The 25,815-nt window shown below is 33.0% G+C and carries 23 protein-coding genes; 10 read left to right on the top strand and 13 right to left on the bottom strand.

From position 1 onward, the window contains the following. Position 1 precedes the first annotated feature (1 nt). The 7 genes from B3R94_RS11385 (at position 2) to groL (ending at position 7,048) form a co-directional block, all read left to right on the top strand. Complete coding sequence (locus B3R94_RS11385; protein WP_115001709.1) at positions 2-511, top strand: LptE family protein; 510 nt, start codon at positions 2-4, stop codon at positions 509-511. Between the two features lie 23 nt (positions 512-534). Continuing rightward, positions 535-1,746 carry a tetratricopeptide repeat protein gene (locus tag B3R94_RS11380; RefSeq protein WP_291100890.1) on the top strand — a complete coding sequence of 404 codons (1,212 nt, stop codon included), beginning with the start codon at positions 535-537 and terminating at the stop codon, positions 1,744-1,746. A 4-nt stretch (positions 1,747-1,750) separates the two neighbouring features. After that, positions 1,751-2,101: a preprotein translocase subunit SecG gene (secG, locus tag B3R94_RS11375; RefSeq protein ID WP_038332909.1), complete on the top strand. Its 351-nt coding sequence runs from the start codon at positions 1,751-1,753 to the stop codon at positions 2,099-2,101. Positions 2,102-2,289: 188 nt separating this feature from the next. Further along, a complete protein-coding gene (locus B3R94_RS11370) occupies positions 2,290-2,628 on the top strand; it encodes a hypothetical protein (RefSeq protein ID WP_115001712.1) in 339 nt (112 codons plus the stop codon). A 5-nt stretch (positions 2,629-2,633) separates the two neighbouring features. Beyond that, positions 2,634-4,880: a reprolysin-like metallopeptidase gene (locus B3R94_RS11365; RefSeq protein ID WP_291100888.1), complete on the top strand. Its 2,247-nt coding sequence runs from the start codon at positions 2,634-2,636 to the stop codon at positions 4,878-4,880. Between the two features lie 155 nt (positions 4,881-5,035). After that, positions 5,036-5,314 (top strand): co-chaperone GroES, encoded by a 279-nt coding sequence (locus B3R94_RS11360; protein WP_125349629.1) that lies wholly within the window; start codon positions 5,036-5,038, stop codon positions 5,312-5,314. A gap of 108 nt (positions 5,315-5,422) precedes the next feature. After that, complete coding sequence (gene groL, locus B3R94_RS11355; RefSeq protein ID WP_115001715.1) at positions 5,423-7,048, top strand: chaperonin GroEL; 1,626 nt, start codon at positions 5,423-5,425, stop codon at positions 7,046-7,048. Between the two features lie 82 nt (positions 7,049-7,130). On the opposite strand, the gene leuB is transcribed toward groL, so the two are convergent. From leuB to B3R94_RS11335, 4 genes are read right to left on the bottom strand one after another with little or no spacing between them, the layout of a single operon-like run. After that, positions 7,131-8,255 carry a 3-isopropylmalate dehydrogenase gene (gene leuB / locus B3R94_RS11350; RefSeq protein WP_291100886.1) on the bottom strand — a complete coding sequence of 375 codons (1,125 nt, stop codon included), beginning with the start codon at positions 8,253-8,255 and terminating at the stop codon, positions 7,131-7,133. Then, complete coding sequence (gene leuD, locus B3R94_RS11345; protein ID WP_019975022.1) at positions 8,242-8,844, bottom strand: 3-isopropylmalate dehydratase small subunit; 603 nt, start codon at positions 8,842-8,844, stop codon at positions 8,242-8,244. The genes leuB and leuD overlap by 14 nt, the downstream gene beginning before the upstream one ends. Before the next feature lie 12 nt (positions 8,845-8,856). Then, on the bottom strand, positions 8,857-10,242 hold the full coding sequence (gene leuC / locus B3R94_RS11340) for a 3-isopropylmalate dehydratase large subunit (protein ID WP_291100884.1): 1,386 nt from the start codon (positions 10,240-10,242) through the stop codon (positions 8,857-8,859). Then, entirely contained in the window at positions 10,239-11,414 is a 1,176-nt protein-coding gene (locus B3R94_RS11335; protein WP_221855341.1) for a 2-isopropylmalate synthase, read from the bottom strand. The genes leuC and B3R94_RS11335 overlap by 4 nt, the downstream gene beginning before the upstream one ends. A gap of 148 nt (positions 11,415-11,562) precedes the next feature. On the opposite strand from B3R94_RS11335, the gene B3R94_RS11330 reads away from it, so the two are divergent. From B3R94_RS11330 to mqo, 3 genes are all read left to right on the top strand, one after another. Beyond that, positions 11,563-13,044: a hypothetical protein gene (locus B3R94_RS11330; protein ID WP_291100882.1), complete on the top strand. Its 1,482-nt coding sequence runs from the start codon at positions 11,563-11,565 to the stop codon at positions 13,042-13,044. 79 nt (positions 13,045-13,123) lie between these two features. Continuing rightward, the gene (locus tag B3R94_RS11325) at positions 13,124-13,624 is read left to right on the top strand and encodes an RDD family protein (RefSeq protein ID WP_125349635.1); all 501 of its coding nucleotides are present in this window, start codon (positions 13,124-13,126) and stop codon (positions 13,622-13,624) included. 135 nt (positions 13,625-13,759) lie between these two features. After that, a complete protein-coding gene (mqo, locus tag B3R94_RS11320) occupies positions 13,760-15,235 on the top strand; it encodes a malate dehydrogenase (quinone) (protein ID WP_291100880.1) in 1,476 nt (491 codons plus the stop codon). A 137-nt stretch (positions 15,236-15,372) separates the two neighbouring features. Here the strand turns inward: mqo and B3R94_RS11315 are convergent, their stop codons facing one another. From B3R94_RS11315 to murD, 9 genes are all read right to left on the bottom strand, one after another. Beyond that, complete coding sequence (locus B3R94_RS11315; RefSeq protein ID WP_038332856.1) at positions 15,373-15,894, bottom strand: septal ring lytic transglycosylase RlpA family protein; 522 nt, start codon at positions 15,892-15,894, stop codon at positions 15,373-15,375. Between the two features lie 322 nt (positions 15,895-16,216). After that, positions 16,217-16,669, bottom strand: a complete 453-nt coding sequence (locus B3R94_RS11310; RefSeq protein ID WP_291100877.1) for a GatB/YqeY domain-containing protein — start codon at positions 16,667-16,669, stop codon at positions 16,217-16,219. 101 nt (positions 16,670-16,770) lie between these two features. Further along, positions 16,771-18,615, bottom strand: coding sequence for a cell division protein FtsZ (gene ftsZ / locus B3R94_RS11305; RefSeq protein WP_286511589.1), 1,845 nt, complete (start codon positions 18,613-18,615; stop codon positions 16,771-16,773). A gap of 55 nt (positions 18,616-18,670) precedes the next feature. After that, on the bottom strand, positions 18,671-20,125 hold the full coding sequence (gene ftsA, locus B3R94_RS11300; protein WP_291100875.1) for a cell division protein FtsA: 1,455 nt from the start codon (positions 20,123-20,125) through the stop codon (positions 18,671-18,673). Further along, the gene (locus B3R94_RS11295; RefSeq protein ID WP_236688178.1) at positions 20,112-20,843 is read right to left on the bottom strand and encodes a cell division protein FtsQ/DivIB; all 732 of its coding nucleotides are present in this window, start codon (positions 20,841-20,843) and stop codon (positions 20,112-20,114) included. The genes ftsA and B3R94_RS11295 overlap by 14 nt, the downstream gene beginning before the upstream one ends. Before the next feature lies 1 nt (position 20,844). Continuing rightward, complete coding sequence (gene murC / locus B3R94_RS11290; RefSeq protein ID WP_221855345.1) at positions 20,845-22,185, bottom strand: UDP-N-acetylmuramate--L-alanine ligase; 1,341 nt, start codon at positions 22,183-22,185, stop codon at positions 20,845-20,847. Further along, a complete protein-coding gene (gene murG, locus B3R94_RS11285) occupies positions 22,185-23,291 on the bottom strand; it encodes an undecaprenyldiphospho-muramoylpentapeptide beta-N-acetylglucosaminyltransferase (RefSeq protein ID WP_219034377.1) in 1,107 nt (368 codons plus the stop codon). The genes murC and murG overlap by 1 nt, the downstream gene beginning before the upstream one ends. Beyond that, the gene (locus B3R94_RS11280; protein WP_115001740.1) at positions 23,263-24,462 is read right to left on the bottom strand and encodes an FtsW/RodA/SpoVE family cell cycle protein; all 1,200 of its coding nucleotides are present in this window, start codon (positions 24,460-24,462) and stop codon (positions 23,263-23,265) included. The genes murG and B3R94_RS11280 overlap by 29 nt, the downstream gene beginning before the upstream one ends. A gap of 15 nt (positions 24,463-24,477) precedes the next feature. After that, entirely contained in the window at positions 24,478-25,812 is a 1,335-nt protein-coding gene (murD, locus tag B3R94_RS11275) for a UDP-N-acetylmuramoyl-L-alanine--D-glutamate ligase (RefSeq protein ID WP_291100873.1), read from the bottom strand. Positions 25,813-25,815: the final 3 nt, after the last annotated feature.

The following is a 25,815-nucleotide window of genomic DNA, read 5'->3' as shown; positions in this document are numbered from 1 at the left end:
TATGAACAAAATAAAACTATTCATCCTTAGTATTTTTGCTATTTTTAGTTTAACAGGATGTATAAAATATTCACTTTCGGGAGCTGCAATTCAACCAGATTGGAACACAATTTATGTGGCAACTTTCCCGAATTACGCACCTCAACAAAATCCTACTTTGAGTCAAGATTTAACGATTGCCATTCAAGATATTTTTAGAAGTAGAACGAAGTTAAAGTTAAATTCGAATGAAAATTCTGACTTAATTATCGAAGGTGAAATTACGGGATACGATGTTGTTCCAGAAGCAATTCAATCGAATGATATTGCAGCAAAAAACCGTTTGACAATTTATGTAAAAGTTCGATATATCAACAATAAAGACGAATCAAAAAGTTATGACAGAACATTTTCTGCTTTCCAATTATATGACGGAAATGCGATGTTAAGCGCTGTAGAATCGTCAATTGTTCCTTTAATTATTGATGATATTCGCGACCAAGTTTTTGCGTCTATTGCGATGGATTGGTAAAAAAATAACCTTATATTTGAGCAATGACCAGAATTGAATATTTAGTAGCACATCCGTACGAAGTCGAGAAATCGGACATTCCACTTCTTAAAAAAGAGGTAGAAAAATACCCGTATTTCTACACATTGCGCGCTTTGTTACTTTATGGTTTAAAAAAGGAAAATCATCCTTCTTTTGAGGATTATTTGAACAAAACGTCAATTCACAGCAGCAATCGTGTCGATTTGTATCATTACATCAATTCGGAAACAATTCAGAAAGAAATTCAAACAAAAACTGAAACTATTTCTCCTGAAATGGTAGAAGAAAAAGTGGAAGAATTAGTTGAAAACGAAATTATTTCTGAACCAATTTTAGAAAATTCTACTTCTGAAATCATCGAAAACAATAACGAAACAGTTGAAGTTATTGATGAAATCATTGAAGAAAAAGAAGAAGAATTAAACCAAGAAATTGAAGTTGTTTCTGAAACTAATTCAGAAGAAATCAATGAAGATATTGTAGACGAAATGATCGAAAATGATACAGAAGAATCTGAATTGAGAACAGATCATGTTGTTGATATTATTTCGGATGAAGAATTGAACGAAGTTGCTGAAATCACGAATAAAGTTGTGGTAGAAAATAATTCGAAAGAAGAAAATTTAACTTCTGAGAATGATATCGAAAATGCTGTTCAACAAACTTCTGGAATTGAAATTATTGAATCTGAACCTCAGCAGGTAATTGAAACAATTGAAGATAATCAGGAAGAAGAAATTATAGAAGGATTGTCTGAAAATGCGGAGGTAATTGAAGAATCTGAACCTGAAACGATTGAAGAAAAAGTAGAAATCATTGAAAATAATTCGGATGATTCGACGTTCTCTTTTTCGGATTGGTTGAAGAAAGTTCCTTCTCAATCAAAAACTCAACAAGAGATTGAGGAAGAGCAAGAAATTGCAGAAAGAGAAATAAAATATAAGTTGATTGATGACTTTTTGGAAAAAAATCCGAAAATCGTTCCGATGAAAAAAACGGATATTACACCAGTTAACACACCATCAAATTTCGTTCAGAATACGGAAGAATATTCGGATTTGATGACCGAAACTTTGGCTCAAATTTATATTGAGCAAAAAAAATATGATAAGGCAATTAAAGCTTATAAGATATTAATTTTGAAATATCCAGAAAAAAATAGTTTATTTGCAAATCGAATTAAAGAAATTGAAAATTTAAAAAACTCTAAATAATAAAATGGGACTATTTCAGTTTTTCATGATTATTATCATGATTTTATGTGTATTATTAGTACTAATCGTATTATCTCAAAACCCTAAAGGAGGAGGATTATCTTCTACTTTCGGAGGTGGCGGAGGAAGCCAAATGTTTGGAGTTCAAAGAACGAATAAATTCTTAGACAACACAACTTGGGGATTATTTATCGCTGTAATCGTATTGATTATTGGAGCAAGTGCTTCGCATGAAAATCCAAATGCGATAAAACCAATTAAGCCAAATGTTACGGCACCAGCTAATAATTTACCAACGCAACCTGCTGCAAACGGAGCAAGTCAAAATCAATTACCAGCTCAACCAGCGAAGTAATTTTGATAAGAAAATAAATCAAAAAACGCGAATCATCGAATGATTCTCGTTTTTTAATGCCTTATATTGAATATTTATTCATAATTTAGTCCTAAACACTGAATATGAAACACTATTACTTCTTTATACTATTAATATCTTTATTTTTTATCGGATGCGGTCAACAAAAAGTTTTAAAAACTATTTCTATGAATGAATTAAATATTTTTAGAACTGCATTTGATGGAAAAGGATGTAAAAATGAAGTAAAAGTTTTTACAAATATGAAAGATTTTGATGAATTTCAAACGTCATTAATTATTCCAGGACAACGAAATGCACCATTAGAAATAATTGACTTCTCAAATAAAAATATTGCAGTTATTTGTAAAGAAGATATTGATCGTTACGAAATCTCTGAATTAACTAGTTCTTCTAAAAAAAACATTTTAAAACTACATCAATATAAAGATGAAGCTGATAAATCTATCAACTTATTTTTTATAGAAATACCTAAAGAAATTAATTATTTAACACTAGAATATTGAAATTTATGAAAACAAAATTTATTATCTTATCTCTTCTGATGGGAGGAAGTTCGGTTTTTGCGCAAAGTAATCATTGGCAAGAATTGAAAAATAAAAATTTTCAACCTACTAATTTAGTTGAAAGATCAACTGTTCCTAAAGAATTTACATTATTTAAATTAGATGTTACAAGTTTACTTAATGACTTAAATTCTATTGCCAACAAAGGGAATAATAATGCTCAGTTAGTAAACATTCCGAATGAAAATGGAGAAATAACAAAATATCTTGTTGAAGAAGCATCTATTATGGCGCCTAAATTACAAGAGAAATATAACACGATTAAATCTTATGTAGGGAAATCTGTTGATGGAAAAGCTACAATCCGTTTTAGTTATTCTCCTTATCACGGTTTTAGTGCAATGATACAGAAAGGTCACGATATTTCTTATATTGATGCTTATACAGAAGATTTGTCAACTTACATTTCTTATAGTAGAAAAAATGTTGATGATAATATTAATTTTTCTTGTCATACAGATGATGTATATCAACAGAAATTAATCAATCAAATCACAAATGATATACCTACGAATAAAACTGCTATTGATGGTAAAATGAGAAAATACCGTTTAGCTTTAGCGACAACTATAGAGTACTCTAGATACCATGTAAATAGAGCTGGATTATCATCTGGTACCAATGAAGAAAAATTAGCAGCTGTTATTTCAGCTATAAATGTAGCTATGACTCGTGTAAATGGTGTTTATGAAAAAGAGTTTGGTGTAACAATGGAACTAGTGGAAAATAATGATAAAATTATTTTTATTACAACAGATGAATACACCAACAATAGTGGAAGTGCTATGCTAAAAGAAAATCAAATTGTTTTAGACAGAGAAATAGGTGTAGATAATTATGATATTGGCCATGTTTTTTCTACTGGTGGTGGTGGAGTAGCTTACTTACAAAGTCCTTGTAGCACAATTAAAGCAGGAGGTGTAACTGGATTAGGAGCACCTATAAATGACCCTTTCTATATCGATTATGTAGCTCATGAAATGGGACACCAATTTGGAGCACCACATACTTTTAACAATTCTTGTAGTGGAAATCGCTCAGGCGCTACAGCAGTTGAACCTGGTAGTGGAAGTACCATTATGGCTTATGCTGGTATTTGTCCTCCTAATGTACAAAATAATAGTGACCCTTATTTTTCTACTGTAAGTGTTAGTAATATATATAATTTTGTTACTTCTACAAATGGAAGTTGTTCAGTAAATACTGATTCAGGAAACAATGAACCTGTCATTGTTCTAGATAAATTGTCATATAACATTCCTCACTCAACCGCTTTTGTTTTGGAAGCAACAGCTAGTGATCCTGATGGAGACGCAATAACATACAACTGGGAACAAACAGATACACAAATAGCTACACAACCTCCTGTATCTACTAATAAAAATGGACCAACATTTCGATCTCTTAATCCAACTACAGTAGGATACAGATACTTCCCTAATTTACAATCAATTGTTGATGGTAAATTAACTTTAGAGACAAATCCAGCTCCTATGAACTGGGAAGTTATTCCAAGCGTTGCTCGTACGCTAAAATTCTCTCTTTTAGTTAGAGATAACAATCCTAAAGGAGGTCAAACTGATCGTAAAAATGTTGTACTTGTTACAAAAGATTTCGGTCCATTCAAAGTGACTTCGCAAGCAACAACTGATTATTGGACTCAAAATTATCCAGCATCAATTACTTGGGATGTTGCGGGAACGGATGCAAATGGAATTGATACACAAAACGTAAAAATTTTATTATCGGTTGATGGTGGAAAAACATTTGATTATGTTTTAGCTGAATCAGTTCCAAATAATGGAAAATATGATTTTACAGTTCCAACAAATGTTACCTTGACAAAAGAAGCGCGCATTATGATTAAAGCGATTGATAATGTTTTCTTAGCTGTAAATGCCGCAAATTTTGAAATTTCTGATAAATTAGCAACTTCTGAGATCAATTCGAAAGATTTAGGTACGATTTCTCCAAATCCTTCAAATGGAATAATCAATTTAGATTTTACAAAATCATTTACAACAGGTAAAATTACGGTGACAGATTTAGCAGGAAGAACAGTTTACTCAAACAAATTGAATTCTTCGAAATCTCAACAAGTTAATTTATCTAGTTTATCAAATGGTGTTTACATTGTTTCGATTGAAGCAGGTAACGAACAATTCACGAAAAAAGTGATTATCAAAAAATAATTATTCATAAAAATCACTTTAAATGCCAAGTTGTCATACAACTTGGCATTTTTGTTTTAAGGAGTGAAATTAACTTATCCATAATGGCAGAAATTGTGTGTTGGCACGTTTTTCGTTTATTTAAAACCATCAATTATTAAAATAAAAATACAAATATGTCACAATTAAACATTAAACCATTAGCAGATCGAGTGGTTATTGAGCCTGCTCCTGCAGAAACTAAAACAGCATCAGGAATTATTATCCCAGATTCAGCAAAAGAGAAACCTCAAGAAGGAATCGTTGTAGCAGTTGGTAATGGTAAAAAAGATGAACCAATAACTGTTGCAATTGGAGACAAAGTTCTTTACGGAAAATATTCAGGAACTGAATTAAAATTAGAAGGAAAAGATTACTTAATCATGCGTGAAGCTGATATTTTGGCAATCATCTAAATTTAGTTGTAATAAGTAAAATGTTTTAAGTACAAAGTAACTTATTTTTTAATTTTTAATCATATTCGACTTAAGACTTAAGACTTAAGAAAGTAAAACATAAACAAAATGGCAAAAGATATTAAATTCGATATTGAATCAAGAGACGCTTTAAAAAGAGGTGTTGATGCATTAGCAAATGCAGTTAAAGTAACATTAGGACCAAAAGGTCGTAACGTAGTTTTAGAAAAATCTTTCGGTGCTCCACATGTAACAAAAGACGGAGTTTCTGTAGCAAAAGAAATCGAATTGGAAGATCCAATCGAAAACTTAGGTGCTCAAATGGTAAAAGAAGTTGCTTCTAAAACAAACGACGTTGCAGGTGATGGTACTACAACTGCTACAGTTTTAGCTCAAGCTATCGTTCGCGAAGGTTTGAAAAACGTTGCTGCAGGTGCAAACCCAATGGACTTAAAACGTGGTATTGACAAAGCTGTTGCTGGAATTGTTGCTAACTTAAGAGAGCAATCTCAAGAAGTTGGTGATTCATCAGAAAAAATTAAACAAGTTGCATCTATCTCTGCAAATAACGATGATACTATTGGATCATTAATCGCAGAAGCTTTTTCTAAAGTTGGAAAAGAAGGAGTAATTACTGTTGAAGAAGCAAAAGGAACAGAAACTTACGTTGACGTTGTAGAGGGAATGCAATTCGATCGTGGATATCAATCTCCTTACTTCGTTACAAACGCAGATAAAATGATTGCTGAATTAGAGAATCCTTACATCTTATTATGTGAGAAAAAAATCTCTAACTTACAAGAAATCTTACCTTTATTAGAGCCAGTTGCTCAATCAGGACGTCCATTCTTAATTATTTCTGAAGAAGTTGAAGGTCAAGCTTTAGCTACTTTAGTAGTGAACCGTTTAAGAGGTTCTTTAAAAATTGCTGCTGTTAAAGCACCAGGATTTGGAGATCGTAGAAAAGCGATGTTACAAGATATCGCAATCTTAACAGGAGGTACAGTTATTTCTGAAGAGCAAGGAATTACGTTAGAAACTGCTACTTTAGAAATGTTAGGTACTGCTGAAAGAGTAGTTATTGACAAAGACAATACAACTATTGTTAATGGTGCTGGTGATGCAGAGCAAATCAAATCTCGTGTTAACCAAATTAAAGCGCAAGTAGAAACAACTACTTCTGACTATGACCGTGAAAAATTACAAGAGCGTTTAGCTAAATTAGCTGGAGGTGTTGCTGTATTATACGTTGGTGCTGCTTCAGAGGTTGAAATGAAAGAAATTAAAGACCGTGTTGATGATGCTTTACACGCAACTCGTGCTGCTGTAGAAGAAGGTATCGTTGCTGGTGGTGGTGTTGCTTTTGTCAGAGCTTTATCTAACTTAACAATTGATACTACAAATGCTGACGAAGCGACAGGTGTTAAAATTGTAACACGTGCAGTGGAAGAACCTTTACGCCAAATTGTTCATAACGCTGGTGGAGAAGGTTCTGTAGTTGTTGCAAAAGTAAAAGAAGGAAATGGTGATTTCGGATACAATGCGAAAACTGACGAATATGTAAACATGATCGAGGCTGGAGTTATTGATCCAACTAAAGTCGCTCGTGTTGCATTAGAAAACGCTGCTTCTGTTGCAGGTATGTTAATTACGACTGAAGCTGTTGTTACAGAAATTAAAAAAGATGAGCCTGCTATGCCACCAATGGGTGGAGGAATGCCAGGAATGATGTAATCATCAACTCATAAAAATATACAATAGAAAAAGCCATTCAGAACTCTGAATGGCTTTTTCATTAAGTCATAAATAATAAAAACTATATAATCGTCGATTTCCCCATCAATACATTTTCAAAATTAAAATATGAATGATGATCATGATCGCTCAATAATATCTTCGCAATATAATTTACCACAACAGACGTCGAATAATCGCTCGTTTCATCTAAATCTGAAGTTACAATCAAATTATTAATCGCATTTTCCACCGCATTTTCTATTGCTTTTGCCCCTTCTTCTAATCCCAAATAACGCAACATCATTGCGGCACTCAAAATAGAAGCCATAGGATTTGCAATTCCTTTACCTTTTGCCTGTGGATACGAACCATGAATAGGCTCGAACAATGCATTTTCTGTACCAATAGAAGCCGAAGGCAACAACCCTATACTTCCACCAATTACACTTCCTTCGTCCGAAATAATATCACCAAACATATTCTCTGTCAAAATCACATCAAATTGTTTTGGATTGATAATTAATTGCATCGCTGCATTATCAACAAACAAGAAATCTAATTCAACTTCTGGATATTTTTGGCTAATATCCATCGCAACTTTTCGCCATAAACGAGAGGTATCCAACACATTTGCCTTGTCTACCAACGTTACTTTTTTGCGACGCTTCATTGCTTCCTGAAAAGCTAAATGTGTAATTTGCTCAATGTCTTTTCTGTTGTACGAACACGTATCATACGCATGAGAACCATCTTGTGCTGTAAATTTTTCTCCGAAATAAATTCCATTAATCAATTCACGAAAAATAACCATATCTGTTCCTTCGATGTGCGAACGTTTCAATGGACTTTTCCCCAACAAAGATTCGTAAGCCTTGATTGGACGGATATTTGCAAATAAACCAAGTTCCTTTCTTAGCTTTAACAAACCTTGTTCGGGACGAACTTTAGCGTTCGGATTATTGTCATATTTTGGATCACCAATAGAACCAAACAAAACCGCATCTGCATCTTTACATAATTGCAATGTCGCATCAGGCAAAGGATTTCCCGTTTCGTCAATCGCAATTGCACCAATCAAAGCTTCCTCAAATTCGAAATTATATTTGAAAACTTGTTCTACAACTTTCAGAATTTTTATTGTTTCCGAAACGACTTCTGGTCCTATTCCATCGCCAGGAAGTACAGCAATTTTATGCATTTTCATCTTGTAAAGATTTATGATTTTGTTCGTAAGCTTCTATTTTGTCTTTCTGACTGATTAAGAAATCAATATCATCATACCCATTTAATAAACAGATTTTTTTATAAGAATCAACCTCAAAATTGATAGATTGACTTTGAATTCCCAAGGTTTGATTTTCCAAATCAACTTCAAATTCTGTTGAAGGGTTTTGATCGATTATCTCAAATATTTGATTTAAAATTTCATCTGAAACAACGATTGGTAAAATTCCGTTATTCAATGCATTTCCTTTGAAAATATCTGCAAAATAACTACTAATTACAACATCAAATCCGTAATCTTTTATTGCCCAAGCTGCGTGTTCACGGCTGCTTCCACAACCAAAATTTTTTCCGACAACTAATATTTTCCCTACATATTTTGAATCATTCAGTGGAAAATTCTCAATTTTTTCATTCTCTTGATTAAATCGCCAATCTCTGAATAAATTATCTCCAAAACCTTCTCTACTAATCGCTTTCAAAAAACGAGCTGGAATAATTTGATCGGTATCTATATTTTCTATTTTAATCGGAACAGCCGATGATTTTAGTTGATTGATTGAATCCATTTTGAGTAAATTTTAATTGATATCAACAATTTTTCCGTGAATTGCAGCAGCAGCAGCAATCAAAGGACTTGCTAATAATGTACGAGAATTTGGACCTTGACGTCCTTCAAAATTTCTATTCGAAGTCGAAACACAATATTTTCCTTCTGGAACTTTATCGTCGTTCATCGCCAAACAAGCCGAACAACCTGGTTCGCGCAATCTGAATCCAGAGGCTTCAAAAATTTTGTCCAAACCTTCTTCTATCGCTTGCTTTTCTACTTGTTTCGATCCCGGAACAATCCACGCAGTTACATTTTCATTGCGCTGTTTTCCTTTCACATAATTTGCTACTTCACGCAAATCTTCGATTCTTGCATTTGTACAACTTCCGATAAACACATAATCAATTGGATGATTGATGATTGATTGATTATCTTGGAATCCCATATATTTCAATGCTTTTTCAAACGATTCTTTTTCATTATCACTTAACGAATCTTTAGAAGGAATACTGTCTTTCACCGAAATTCCCATTCCTGGATTTGTCCCAAACGTAATCATTGGATAAATATCCGCCGCATCAAATTCAATTTCTTCATCAAAAATTGCATCAGAATCACTTGGTAACGTTTTCCAATACGCTACTTTTTGATCCCACTCTTCTCCTTTTGGTGCAAATGGTTTATCTTTTAAATAAGCAAAAGTCGTTTCGTCTGGTGCAATCATTCCGCCACGAGCACCCATTTCTATGGACATATTACAAACTGTCATTCGACCTTCCATCGACATATTCTCGAAAACATCTCCAGCATATTCACAGAAAAAACCTGTTCCTGCATTTGTTCCAACTTTAGAAATAATGTATAAAATCACATCTTTTGCTTGAACATTTGGATTCAATTTTCCATTGACTTTGATTCGCATCGATTTTGGTTTATTCATCAACAAACATTGACTTGCAAAAACCTGCGCAACTTGACTTGTTCCAATTCCGAAAGCAATTGCTCCAAAAGCACCATGCGTAGACGTGTGACTATCACCACAAACCATACTTATTCCCGGTTGCGTAACACCCAATTCTGGTGCAATAATGTGAACAATTCCTTGATACGGATGACCTAAGCCATAAAAGGTAATATTATTTTTTTCGCAATTAATTGCTAATTGCTCTAATTGTTGTTTTGATAATGGATCTCGAACTGGCTGATCTTGATTAATAGTTGGTACATTGTGATCCGCAGTTGCGACAATTTGATTTGGTCGAAAAATTGGAATATTTCTCGCTTCTAATTCTGCAAAAGCTTGTGGACTTGTTACTTCGTGAATTAAATGTTTATCAATATAAATCACTTGTGGTCCATTTTCTACTTGGCTGACAACATGGGCATCCCACACTTTATCGAATAATGTTCTCATGCGAATTTTCTCTGTGATGTTTGATTAAACTGATGCATTAATCCAAGTAAATCTTCACGAACAACTTCTTTCTTCAAATCTGCAATTTCTAAAAATTGTTCATATAAAATATCTAATTCATTTTTAGATGTATCAAAACCGATATCTTTTAGACGATAAGCTAACGCCGAACGCCCGCTACGAGCTGTCAAAATAATAGAGGATTCATTAACTCCAACATCTGCTGGATTGATAATTTCGTATGTTTCACGGTTTTTAATCACACCATCTTGATGAATTCCAGAACTGTGCGCAAAAGCATTCGATCCTACAATTGCTTTGTTTGGTTGAACCATCATTCCCATTGTTTCAGAAGTTAATTGACTTAATTCTGTTAACATTTGAGCATTGATATCTGTATAAAAATTCAATTCTTTGTGTTGTCTAAAAATCATCACGATTTCTTCCAAGGCCGTATTACCAGCACGCTCACCAATTCCATTAATTGTACATTCTATTTGGCGTGCTCCATTTATAGCTCCTGCAACTGCATTCGCTGTCGCTAAACCTAAATCGTTATGATTGTGGCAAGAAATAATCACATTATCAATTCCTTGAACATGATCTTTTAAATATTTAATTTTATTTCCATACTCAAAAGGCAAACAATAACCCGTTGTGTCTGGAATATTAAGAACCGTCGCACCAGCTTTTATCACTTCTTCACAAACTTGAGCAAGAAAAGCATTATCCGTTCTTCCTGCATCTTCAGCATAAAACTCAACATCATCTACAAATGTTTTTGCATATGCAACCGCTTCAACTGCACGTTCGATAATCGCTTCACGATTCGAATTAAATTTGTGAATAATATGAGAATCCGAAGTTCCAATTCCGGTATGAATTCTTGGTTTTACGGCATATTGTAAAGCTTTAGCTGCAGATTCTATATCTTTTTTGTTTGCACGAGTTAAACCACAAACTGTGGCATTTTTCACTAATTTTGAAATTGCATTTACGGCTTCGAAATCTCCAGGACTTGAAATTGGAAAACCAGCCTCGATAATATCAACGCCTAATTCGTCCAATCGAGCCGCAATTTCTAACTTCTGTTTTTTGTTTAACTTACACCCCGGCACTTGCTCTCCATCTCTCAGTGTCGTATCAAAAATTTGAATCTTCTCAGCACTCATTGCAATTAGTTTTGTTTGTTATTGTGATGTAAAATTAAAATTGTACTAACTTTAAATTTTCAAATTGAAAAGTGTTTTACAATTCTTAAAGCTAAAATATTTATCATAATCATTTTATTTTCAATACATTATATATAATTTAATTACAATGTCAAATCATAACAAAGACGCACTATTTAGTTTAATAAAGTCACTTAATCGTTCCGAAAAACGTCAATTCAAACTTTATGTAAATCGTCTGCAAATTAATGCAGATGCAAAATTTTTGTTATTATTTGAAGCATTGGATAAGTTGGAAGAATATGATGAAACGGCTATTTTGAAGAAAAAAATTACCACGAAACAACAATTATCAAATCTAAAAGCGCATTTGTACAAACAAATTTTGTTTAGCTTGAGAATGAATCCTTCGCAACAAAATTCGCGTATGCAAATACGTGAACAGTTTGATTTTGCTACGATTTTGTATCAAAAAGGCTTACACAAACAAAGTCTAAAAATGTTGGACAAAGCCAAAACTCAAGCCTTAGATTTTGACGAAAAAGCCATTGCTTATGATATTTTAGAACTCGAAAAAATTATCGAATCGCAATTTATTACACGAAGTATTTCTGGTCGTGCAGATCAATTGATTGAACAATCGGAAGAGTTAAGTTTACAGAATTTACAAGCGAGTAAATTATCTAATTTATCGCTGAAATTATATAGCATTTTGCTTGAAAATGGATATGCAAAAGATGAAGAAGAAATTAAGAAAATTCAGAATTTCTTTGATTCGGAAACAAAAAATATCGATTTCAAGAAATTAAAATTCAAAGAGAAATTGTGGTTTTATAAAGCAAATGTTTGGTTGTCGATGTTAACGCAAAACCTACATTCTGCCTATGAATTTTCTAAAAAATGGGTTGAGTTATTTTACGAGAAAAAAGAGCGAATTCTTAGTCACCCTGTTTGGTTTATCAAAGGAAATTCATATTTATTGAAAATTTTATATCTGAAAAAAAATTCGGAAGAATTCAAATTTTGGTTTGATAAATTGGAATCTGTTTACGAGATTTTGCCTCAAAATGATAATGTGGAAGCGCTTTGGTTTATCAATAAATTTAATAGTAAACTGAATTATTTTTTCATTAATCCAAAAGAAAATATTAGCCCTTTTTTAATTAAAGATATTTTGCGCGAAATAAAATTGCATCAACATAAAATCGATAACCACCATATTTTAGTGCTTTATCTAAAAATAGCTGCGTATTATTTTCTGAATAAAGATTGGGATAATTCCTTTGATTATTGTCAAAAAATTATCAATAGTGAATCTACAATTCAAGAAGATTTACATTTTTACACCTTGGTTTTGATTATGATGAATTTATATGATTCTGGCAACGATCAAGAATTGGATATGTATTCGTACAAAACGCATCAATTCTGTAAAAAGATGAAAAATAGTAACATTATTACACGAAAAATTAGTTTATTTTTTATTGAATTAAATGATTTGTATCCTCATGAAAAAGTTAAAGCTTTCAGAGAATTAGATGATTTCTTGAAAGATTCGGACAATGAAAATTTGTTGCGAAGAAATACCAATTACATTAATCTTAGACGTTGGATGGAGGATAAAATTTAGACTTAAATTATCTGCATAAAATAATTTTAAAAATTTAGTGTTTATCATATATTTACATCTAAATTAACACATAAACACTATGTACCAAGATTACAAAGTTGGCGAACATAAAGCGAACAAAGGATTGCGCTTTTTAAATTTTATTATAGATTATGTATCAATCATTTTATTGACGATGCTATTTTTCGGTTTTATAGCAATTGTTATTGTGATCATTAATCCAGAAAGCGACATTATTTATCAATTAGAAAATATAAATCCTTTGATTGATAGAGTTATCACAGCCTTTTTTTATGTTTTACTAATTTTTTTATCAGAGTTTTTAACCAAAGGACGTTCATTAGGTAAATTTATTACAGGAACAAAAGTTGTGATGATTGACGGTTCTACACCTACAACGAAAGATTATTTTACAAGAAGTATTTGTAGAATAATTCCATTTGATGTTCTTACTTTTTTAGGAGAAAATGGTTGGCACGATAAAATTTCAAAAACTACAGTTGTGAACAAAAAAGCTTTTGAAGCAGATTTATCACAAGCAGACAACATCGAAAGTATTGGAAAAACTGAGTTTGAATAATTTTCTATAAAATAAAATCTATTCAAATTATCTCAAAACAATAATTTATGTAAAAAATCATTGTTTTTTCTGCGTATTATTTCGCAAAAAAGGCTATTTATTAATACATTTGCAACGTAAATATATTTTTGAGAAATGGAAAAACAACCTCAAGAGGTAGTGTTAGTTGGTGCTGGTATCATGAGTGCTACTTTAAGCATACTTCTTAAAAAAATAAATCCGGCAATTAAGATTTCTGTTTTCGAAAAATTAGATAAGATTGGATTTGAAAGCTCTGATGCTTTCAATAATGCAGGTACTGGTCACTCTGCTTTTTGTGAATTGAATTATACACCAATGGACAAAAATGGAGTGGTTAACATTGATAAAGCAATTAATATTGCAAAACAATTTGAAACTTCGAAAGAGTTTTGGTCTTACTTAGTCGAAAATAATTACGTTTCTTCTCCAGAAAAATTCTTACGTCCTACTCCGCATATGTCTTTTGTTTGGGGCGATGACGATGTAAATTTCTTGAAAAAACGTTACGAAAAATTATCTCAGCATCCTTTATTTAAGGATATGGAATATTCGGATGATGTTTCTAAAATCAGAGAATGGGCTCCATTAATTGTTGACGGTAGAAAAGGTAATGAAAAAGTTGCGGCAACGCATATGAACTTGGGAACTGATGTGAATTTTGGTGAATTAACGCGTCAAATTTTCAAAGGTTTACAAGACAAAAAAGAAATCACGTTAGAAACTGAACACGAAGTAAAAGACTTAAATCGTCTTAGCAACGGAAAATGGGCAGTTAAAGTAAAAGATTTAAAATCTGGAAATAACAAAGCACTTAATGCTGATTTCGTATTTATTGGTGCAGGTGGAGGAGCAATTTTATTGTTACAAAAATCTGGAATTCCAGAATCGAAAAAATTTGGTGGCTTCCCAGTTGGTGGACAATGGTTAATTTGTCAAAACGAAGAAGTAATCAAAAAACATCATGCAAAAGTATATGGAAAAGCAAAAATTGGTGCACCACCAATGTCTGTTCCTCACTTAGATACACGTGTTATTGATGGAAAACAATCTCTATTATTTGGTCCATTTGCAACATTCTCAACAAAATTCTTAAAATACGGATCTAATTGCGATTTATTCAAATCTGTAAACTTAGGAAACGTAGGATTTTTGATGAATTGTGGATTAAACAATATCGATTTAACAAAATACTTGGTAGAACAAGTGATGTTGTCTAAAGAGAAAAAAGTAGAAGAATTACAAGAATATTTTCCTGAAGCTAAATTAGAAGATTGGTTCGAACAAACTGCAGGACAACGTGTTCAAGTAATCGAAAAACAAGATGGAAAAGGAGTTTTAAAATTTGGTACAGAAATCGTAACATCTCAAGATGGAACAATGTCTGCCTTATTAGGAGCTTCTCCAGGAGCATCTACATCTGTTAGTGCAATGTTGAACTTAATGAAACAATGTTTCCCAGACTTGATGAAAAACAACTGGAACGAAGCGATCAAAGAAATGATTCCTTCTTACGGAGAAGATTTAGCGCAAGCTGAATTAGTTGAAGCATCAAGAGCTCGTACAACTAAAGTGCTTAAAATTTTAGATTAAGATTTTCTTACATCATATAATTATAAATCCTGATTTTCATTTATCAGGATTTTTTTTTGCACGAAACTTAAGAGCATAAAAAAGGTTTGAGAATAAATTCTCAAACCTTTTAATTTTTTCTGAACATCTTAGTCTTTCTAGTCTTCGCTTTTGATAATTTCGTATTCAACTTGCATCACTCCTGTGTTAGTGTGACCAATTTCGCTGAATGCAGCTTGACTTAAGTCTAAAACTCTAGATTTAGCGTATGGACCTCTGTCGTTGATTTCTACAACCACAGATTTACCATTTCTGATATTCGTAACTTTTACTTTCGTACCAAATGGTAAAGACTTATGGGCAGCCGTTAGTTCGTGTTTGTCGTACGTTTCACCACTAGCTGTCTTGCGTCCGTGGAATTTGTCTCCATACCAAGAAACAACTCCTGTCGAGATTTTTCGAGCACTATTCTCGATAAGTTCTCCAACCAACTTTTCATCTTCAACTGATAATGTATCTTTTTTGATGGTATCATTATCAATATCGTTACTAAATCTTTTCTCAGAAGCTGGCATAATAATTGTGTCATTATTACCAGAATCCTTAAAAATTTTACCATCAGCATTTGCTATTGGAAAAATCATTAACATTGCTATAAACGCTGTAATGCTTTTCGTCATCCTTTAGATATTTCTGATTTACTTTGCAAATTTAAGGGTATAAACAGCTTCTTATTTAGAATTATTCTAATCGATTGATTTTTAATTCTAAAATCTCTTGTGCTTTGCGAATTTAGATGCCTACAGCGATTTGTTAATTTAATGTTAAAATAAACCTATAATCCCAATTTTTTTGGCAATTATTTGTTTAAATCGTATATCTTATTGATTATCAATAAATAATAATTTTGTATAATTTGAAGAAATTTATCAAATAAAGAAATAAAAAGGTAAAGTTTACAAAACTTTACCTTTTCTTAATTTTTAAAGATTTAAAAATCAATTATAAACTAGCTAAAATCTCTTTTACTTTAGCCGAAATTAATTTTCCTTCCGCTTTACCAGCTAATTTAGATGAAGCAGCTCCCATTACTTTTCCCATATCTTTTGGAGAAGTAGCGCTAACTTCTGCAACAATTTCTGTAATTGCAGCTGTTAATTCTTCGTCAGATAATTGAGCAGGTAAAAATTGTTGAATAACTTCTGCTTGCGCCAATTCTTTTTCAGCTAATTCTTTACGTTCGTTTGCTTCGAACTGTTCAGCAGCTTCTTTACGTTGTTTTACTAATTTTTGTAATAAAGCAATTTCTTGATCTTCTGATAATTCACCGTTAGCACCAGATGTTTTTGCTAATAATAATTCAGATTTTACAGCTCTTAAAGCTTCTAAAGCAACAGTATTTTTAGCTTTCATCGCTTCTTTTAACTGTGCCATTATTTGAGTTTCTAAATTCATTTGTTTTGCTTTTAGACTACAAATTTAAGACAAAAAAAGGCTCATCGCAAAAGCAATGAACCTTTTCTATAATAAGAATATTTTTTACGAGTGATCGTTTATTAATCTACGTTATCGTGTAGAAAATTGTTTGGACGAATTTGTGTTTCGTTGTTACGATTAGTTCCGACAGAAAAATCAGAAGATTGATTATCATTACGATCAGATAAATTCAATCCTTGACGTTTGTAAGCAGGAATTGCTTCGTATTCGTCTACTTGAGAATTCGTCATCGTATTGTTGAATTTAAAATTAAATTGTTTCAAACGATTTCTTCTCTCTTCAATCATACTATTCAATTCAGGATCATTTGATTGCTCAATTGGCTGACTAAATGGATCTATAGCAACTTGTACTTCTTCAGCTTGTGGAGCAGCAGAATGAGCTACATTAGATTGAATTGGCTCTACATTTCCATATCCTTCATTCTTTGGAGCTTGGTATCCAGCATAATTATTTTGAGGATAATTTGACTGTTCTGAAGCTACAGGATTAGAATATGAATTATATGTTTGATTATTATTTACATTATTCGTTGGTTCTTGCGGACGATTAAAATCAGATTTCAAACGTGGTTCGAAATCATCGTAAGAACGTCTTTCTTGTACTGGCTCATCTTCAATATCATCTAAAACATAACGCTTTGGAGAATTATTTTCTTCGAAAGATTCTTCTGGCGTATTGTGATAAGTTTGTTGTTGAAAACTTTGGTTAATATCTGCTTGACGATAATTATTTTGCGGAGCCTCTGGCGTTTGATTTTGTTGAGGCGTTTGTGGTGCTTGTTGAGAAGCATTAGAACGACCAAAATCTAACGTCATTGGTTTTACACGATTCACAAAAGGTTGTTCAACTGATAATGTTTTATTTATTGGTTGTTCTTCCTCTAATGTGTGTACAATTTTTTGTTCCTCTTTTCCTGTATAAGCTTGATCTTCTGTAGGAAAACCAGTTGCTACAACAGTTACAGAGATAGAATCTCCTAAATCTAAGTCTTCACCAATACCCATGATAATATTTGCACTATTACCAGCTTCTTGTTGAATGTAATCATTGATAATACCGATTTCATCCATTGTAATTTCGTTATTACCAGATAAAATCAATAACAATACATTACGCGCACCTGTAATTTTGTTGTTGTTTAACAATGGAGAATCTAAAGCAGAAGAAATTGCATCTTTCGCTTTGTTTTCACCAGAACCTTGTGCAGATCCCATAATTGCTGTACCAGAATTTTTAAGTACTGTACGCGCATCACGTAAATCGATGTTCATTGCATAGTGTTGTGTAATAACTTCTGCAATCCCTTTAGCCGCTGTTGTTAAAACCTCATCAGCTTTTGAGAAACCATTTTTGAAACCTAAGTTTCCATATAATTCACGCAATTTATCATTGTTAATAACAATCAATGAATCTACGTTTTGTCTTAATTTTTCGATACCTTTTTCGGCTTGTTCCAACCTCATTCTTCCTTCGAAAAAGAATGGCGCTGTAACAATCCCTACTGTTAAGATATCCATTTCTTTTGCAATACCAGCAATTACTGGCGCTGCTCCGGTTCCTGTACCACCACCCATTCCGGCAGTAATAAAGACCATTTTAGTTCCTTCGTCTAAAACAGCTTTTACATCATCCATACTTTCAATAGCAGATTGCTCTCCTACCTCAGGATTTGCTCCAGCTCCTAAACCTTCTGTTATTGCTTGTCCTAATTGAATTCTTGTTGGTACTGGACTATTTGCTAATGCTTGAGAGTCCGTATTACAAATTACAAATTCTACACCTGCAATCCCTTGTTCAAACATGTAGTTTACGGCATTACTACCTCCACCACCTACTCCGATTACTTTGATAGCTTGAGATCGGCTCTTTGGTAAGTTGAACACAATATCTCCTGTTAACATATCACTCATATTCTTCTTATTAAATTGGTTCGTAATTTATTCTAGTTTATTCTTATTATTCAGTTTCGTTGATCATTTGGATAAATTTATCCGTCCATTTCGAAAAGAAATTTTTCTTTTCTGGTTTAGATTTAGCTTCTTTCTTTTCTCCAATTTCTTGATCCAAGAATTCGTCCACTACTTCTTCTCTTTTTGGTTTTTGGATTACCGATTCCTCCTCTACTATAACTTCTGCTTTTGCAGTTTTTTTGTGCTGAGTTGGTTGAATTCCAATTTCTAATTCTTCTTGGTTATTTAAGTTATTAATTACTGGTTTTTCATAAATTTCGTGCTGATAATTCGCCGCTAATTCTTCTAAACCTTTCATTAATAATCCAACAGATGTTGCATATTCTGGTCCGCTAATTTCCTCAGCTTTTGCTCCGACAATATGTTCGTTAGAGTATCCAATTCTTACATCCATTCCTGTTACATATTCTGTAAGTTGACGAATGTGTTTCAATTTAGATCCACCTCCTGTTAAAACGATTCCTGCAATCAATTTTTTGTTTTGATCTTCGCAACCGTAGTTTTTCAATTCCAAATATACTTGTTCCAAAATTTCCTGCACACGTGCATGAATAATTTGTGACAATCTTTTTAATGATATTTCTTTTGCTTCGCGTCCTTTTAAACCAGGAATCGATACAATTTCAGTTTCTTTATTTTCTCCTGGCCAAGCAGAACCAAATTTTTCTTTTAAAGCTTCGGCTTGCTTTCCAATAATAGAACATCCAACTTTAATGTCTTCTGTAATCACATTTCCTCCAAACGGAATAACAGATGTGTGTCGAATAATATTATCCTTAAAAATTGCAATATCCGTTGTTCCACCACCTATATCAATCAATGCAACACCAGCTTCTTTTTCTTCTTCGCTAAGCGCAGCACTAGATGATGCAATTGGTTCTAAAGTAATACTTGCCAAACGTAAACCAGCAGCTTTTACACAACGTGCAATATTTCGGATCGATGAAACTTGTCCTACAACCACATGGAAATTAGCCTCTAAACGGCTTCCGTACATACCGATTGGTTCGCGGATTTCACCTTCGTTATCAACCTTAAATTCTTGAGGAAGAACATGGATAATTTCTTCTCCAGGTAACATGACCAATTTGTAAACTTGATTTGTTAATAACTTTAAATCATTATCATCAATCACGTCTTCTGAATTGGTACGAGTAATGTAATCGCTATGTTGTAAACTACGAATATGTTGTCCGGCAATACCAACAGTAACATCAGTAATTTTGACACCAGATGATCTTTCAGCCTTATCAATTGCTTCTTTTATCGAGTTGATGGTTTGAGTAATATTATTTACAACACCTCTGTGTACACCTAAGCTTTTTGCTTGTCCGTGTCCAAGAATTTCGATTTTTCCGTTCTCATTTTTTCGTCCGACAAGCGCTACAATCTTTGTAGTCCCTATGTCTAAGCCAACTGCAATCTTACTATTGTTCTCCATTTTTTATTCGTTTGGTTGCTACAACTTGGTTTACAAATTTCAAGCTCAATTTTTCATAATCTTCAGTTCCTATAAAATCAATGTATTGATTATAGAATAATTTTAGATTATGTAACTTCTGTTCAAAGTTGTTTAAAGTTCCTAATTCTATATAATAGTTTCCTGTGTTTACAATTAAATTAAAAGAACGTTGTCCCACTTTTTGAATTGCTATGATGTGATTTTTTAATAAATCGTCAGCTTTCAAAGCTTGAACAAACTTACTCAAATCTTCATACTCATTCGGTTTTACATCACCAGAAACTAAGATTACATCTGCTGAATTTAATTTAGATAAAGGCATTTTCCCGCCTTTTGTTGTCAAATAAAATTCATTTTTCAGCGTCTTTATTCTTGCTACTGCTGAGTTTGCTTTTATGTCAAGTCGTAAATGTCCGTTGATATCCTTACTTACTTGTACAGAATCCACAAAAGGACTCTCACTTACTTTTTGTTCGATTTCTTTTACATTCACCTCTCGTAGAGATTGTTTCAGAATGTCTTTTCCATCTTTGTTGATAATTTCTCTTATCGATTCATCATTAATAAAATAATTATCAACTGGCTGAACAAACGCCACGTCAATTTTTTTCACAGTACGCGAAGCATTCTTAATTACCGTAAAACTAATCAAACCGATTAGCAAGGCAACTCCAAAAATCACTTTTATGATTTTCAATTTACGCTTCACTTAACCACTCTTTTATTGGTTTAACAATTGTATCAATATTTCCTGCTCCAACAGTCAATAATACATCAAAATCTTGTTTTTTGATGTTTGCTAAACTATCTTCTAATGAAGATACTATTTTTTCATTTAAATTCACCTTTTCTAGCAACCAATTTGAAGTAATTCCTTCGATTGGTAACTCTCTGGCAGGATAAATGTCTAATAAAATCAAACTATCTAACTGCGATAAACTTTGTCCAAACTCTTCTGCGAAATCTCTTGTACGTGTAAATAAGTGAGGCTGAAATACTCCCAACACTTTTTTACCCGGATAAAGTTCACGAACTGAACGAATTGCTGCATTCAATTCTGTTGGATGATGTGCATAATCGTCGATGTAAATTTTTCCATTTGCTTCGAAACGATTAAAACGTCTTTTAACTCCAACAAAAGTTGATAAAGCTTCTTTAATTTTATCATGTGGAACACCCATGTAATCTGCAACAGCTAAAGCCGCAACCGCATTTTCCATATTGTGATGTCCTGGTAATAAAATTCCAACATCTGTCAATGAACCGTTTGGTGTTTTTACATCAAATACATAATGTCCATCAATAATTCTTACATTGTGTCCATCATAATCTGCGTCCAAATCTACTCCATACGTAAAAGCTCCTTCGAAAGGCAAACCTTTGTGAACAAATAATTTTTCTTCCACAATTGCCGCAAATTCTTGAAACGATTTTTTCACTTCATCACGCTCACCATAAATATCCAAATGATCTGCATCATCACTTGTGATAATCGCTAATTTTGGAGAAAGACGTAAGAAAGAACGGTCAAACTCATCGGCTTCTGCAACTGTATATTTAGATCCATTTAAGATGATATTCGAATCGTAATTTTCTGCAATACCACCTAAAAAAGCTGTACATTCTACATTCGCAACTTTTAGGATATGTCCTAAAATAGATGAAGTCGTTGTTTTTCCATGTGTTCCCGCAACACCAATATTGTATGTATGTTTGGTAATTTCACCTAACACTTCTGAACGCTTCATGACTTTAAAATCATTCACTAAAAAATAATTTAGTTCTGAATGATCTTTTGGTACTGCTGGCGTATAAATTACCAACGTATTTTTTGGATTAATTCCTGCTGGAATTAACTCGATGTTATCTTCAAAATGAATATCAATTCCTTCAGCAATCAATTCAGTTGTTAACTCGGTTTGTGTTTTGTCATAACCTACAACTTCTTTTCCGATTGACTTGAAGAAACGTTCCAAAGCACTCATTCCGATTCCTCCTGCACCGATGAAATAATAATATGTTTTATCTAAAATATTCATTATAATAAATTCAATAATATATCTACAATCTCTTTTGTCGCATTCGGTTTCCCTAATTGCTTAATGTTTTGAGATAATTTATTTTTTAATTCTTCATTGTTCGCCAAAGCAATTACTTCTTTGACTAAAATTTGTTTTGCATCTACATCTTTTACCATAATCGCTGCATCTTTCTCAACCAATGCTTGTGCATTTTTGGTTTGATGATCTTCTGCCGCTGTTGGCAATGGAAGCAAAATAGTTGCTTTTCCAACAATACACAATTCCGAAATTGCCATTGCTCCTGCACGAGAAACAATCATATCCGAAGCTGCATACGCATCTTTCATGTTATAAATAAATTCGGTTACATGAATCGTTGGATATTTATCGCCAACCAAATTTTTGATTTTTTGATAATCTAACTTTCCTGTTTGCCAAATCAATTGAACGCCACTTGCAACAAATTCGTCAAGGTTTTCTAACCAAGCGTTGTTCATTGCTCTTGATCCTTGCGAACCTCCAACAGATAAAATAGTTGGTTTTTCTGGATCTAATCCAAAAGCTGAAATTGCTTCTGCCTTTGATGGTAAATTTTGAAAAATTTCGGCACGAATAGGATTTCCTGTATAATGCACTTTTTCTTGTGGAAACTGTGAAATTCCTTCGTAAGCTGTACAAATTGCACTCGCTTTATTTTTCAAAATTTTGTTGGTAACTCCCGGAAACGAATTTTGTTCTTGTAATAAAATCGGAACATTTTTGCTTCCTGCTACCCACAACATTGGTCCACTTGCATAACCTCCTGTACCAACAGCTAAATCTGGCTGAAAATCTTTGTAGATTTTTTTTGCAAGACTTAAGCTTTTTATCAATTTAAAAGGGAACTTTAAATTCGCTTTCATGTTACTTCTATCAAATCCAGAAATTGGCAAACCTTTTATGTCATATCCAACTTTTGGCACTTTTTCCATTTCCATTCTTCCTTCTGCTCCAACGAACAAAATTTGTGCATCTGGCAAACGTCTTTTAATTTCGTCTGCAATTGCAATGGCTGGATAAATATGTCCACCTGTTCCTCCGCCGCTTATTAAAACTTTAGGCGATGTCTTCGATGTATTCTTCACTTAATACTTTTCTATCTTGTTCTAATTCTTCTTGCGATTTAATCTGAGTACTTACACTCAAAATTATTCCGAACGAAATACATGTCATCCAAATGGATGTTCCTCCGTAACTAATCATTGGTAATGGTTGCCCCGTTACTGGAATTAAATTAACCGCTACCGCCATGTTTACCATTGCTTGTATAATAATTGGTAAGCCCACTGCAAACACAAGTAGCGTACCAAAAACGGTATGAATCTTTGATGCGATGATACAAATCCGTATTAAAATCAGAAGGAAAATTCCAATTAATAGAATTGCACCAATTGCACCATATTCTTCTACAATAATAGCGAAGATAAAATCGGATGATGACTGAGGTAAAGTTTGTTTGAAAACACTTTTTCCTGGTCCAGCCATTTCATTCAATCCTCTTGCAATTGCAGCTTTTGCGTGTAAAACTTGATAACTTTCTAATCCAGAATCGTCATTAAATTTCTCGATACGTGACATCCATGTGTGCACACGAGAATTTGTTACTAAGTCTGGACGAGATAAAGCCATCCACACAAATCCGCCACCAAGTACTAAACCTACCCCGGCAATTGTAAATAAATATTTGAATGGAAATCCACCAATAATCAACAATATTCCACACATTCCAGCTAACATCAACGCTGTTGAACCATTAGAAGGAAAGATTAATCCTACAATTACAATAATTGGTAAGAATAATGGAACTGCTGTGTTTTTCCACGTATATTCTTTGTCTCTATTTTTTGTCAAATAACGAGCTATATAAATCAACAACGCTTGCGAAGCAATCATCGAGGGTTGAATACCAATTCCAGTTCCCGGAATCGTTAACCAACGTGCAGCATTTGCACCTCCAATGGTTTGTCCTTGTACGAGCGTTATTGCCAAAACTCCAGAAAGTATAACAACAGCTGTTAAAGCAAACAAACCAAACCAACGATAATCAATACGTTGTAATCCATAAATGATAAATAAACCAATTAATAAAATCACTGCGTGTTTACCTAAATGCCCAAAAATAGTACCCGATCCTACCGTATACACCAAGTTAGAACTTGCTGAATAAACAGGTAAAAACGAAAATAGTGCTAACAATAAAATGAAAGCCCAAAGCGGTTTATCGCCTTTAAAATATTTTTGTACGATGTTAGACATTGGTTGGTTGTGTTATTATAATTTGCGTACGTTTTCTTTAAATTGATCTCCACGATCTTCATAACCATTGAACAAATCGAAACTTGCACAAGCTGGTGACAGAAGAACCGTTTCTCCTTTTGTTGCTAATTTATATGATTGCTCTACACAATCTTTCATTGTATTTGTCTCAACAATTGTATCGATATATGGACTGAAAAAATCAACAATTTTTGCGTTATCAACACCCAAACAAACAATTGCTTTCACTTTCTTTTTCACGAAAGGTAAAACTTCGTTGTAATCGTTTCCTTTATCAGTTCCTCCAACAATCCAAACAACTGGCTTTGTCATACTTTCCAAAGCAAAATATGTTGCATTCACATTTGTTGCTTTAGAATCGTTGATAAAATCAATTCCTCCAATTGTCAAAACAGGCTCTAAACGATGTTCAACAGATTTGAAATCTGATAAACTCTTTTTTAAATCCTCATTATTGATATCAATAATTTTTGCAGCTACAGCCGCAGCCAATGAGTTAGAAACATTGTGTTTTCCAATTAATCCTAAATCATTCACTAACATTGTAAAATCACCATTCGAATCGTTCACACGGAACAATTCATTGTTTGCGTATGCTTCATTTGTTGCATCCATCATTGTGAACGGTTTGCGATGAGCGCGAATATCAATCTGTTCAATCATCTCCATTGTTTTTGGATCATCCAAATTGTAGATAAAATAATCGTTTTCATCTTGGTTTTCAGTAATTCTGAATTTAGCCTTTGCATACAAATCAAACTGATAATTGTATTGGTCTAAATGATCTGGTGTAATGTTCAGTAAAATTGCAACATACGGTTTGAAATCTGTTTTGATATCATCTAACTGAAAACTACTTACTTCTAACACATAATAATCGAAGTTGTCTTCTGCTACAGATTTTGCAAAACTTTTTCCGATGTTACCACCTAATCCTACATTTAATCCAGCTTGCTTTAGGATATGGAACATCAAACTTGTCGTTGTTGTTTTTCCATTAGATCCTGTAATCGCAATAATTTTTGCATCTGTGTAACGAGACGCAAATTCAATTTCAGAAATAATTGAAATTCCTTTTTCTTCTAATTTCTGAATTAGCGCTGCTTTTTTTGGAATACCTGGACTTTTCATTACTTCATCGGCATTCAGAATTAATTCTTCTGTGTGCTGACCTTCTTCATAAGCAATTCCGTGCTCCTCCAAAAGTTGTTTATACTTGTCTTTTATTTGTCCCATGTCCGAAAGAAAAACATCAAAATTTTCTTTCTTCGCAAGAATAGCTGTTCCTACGCCACTTTCTCCTCCTCCTAAAACGACTAATCTTTTCATTTT

The organism is Empedobacter sp. UBA7611, from assembly GCF_002484365.1.
GTDB classification, from domain to species: Bacteria; Bacteroidota; Bacteroidia; order Flavobacteriales; family Weeksellaceae; genus Empedobacter; species Empedobacter falsenii_B.
Note: the sequence above shows the minus strand (reverse complement) of the source record. Positions and strands in the feature narration are given on the sequence as shown.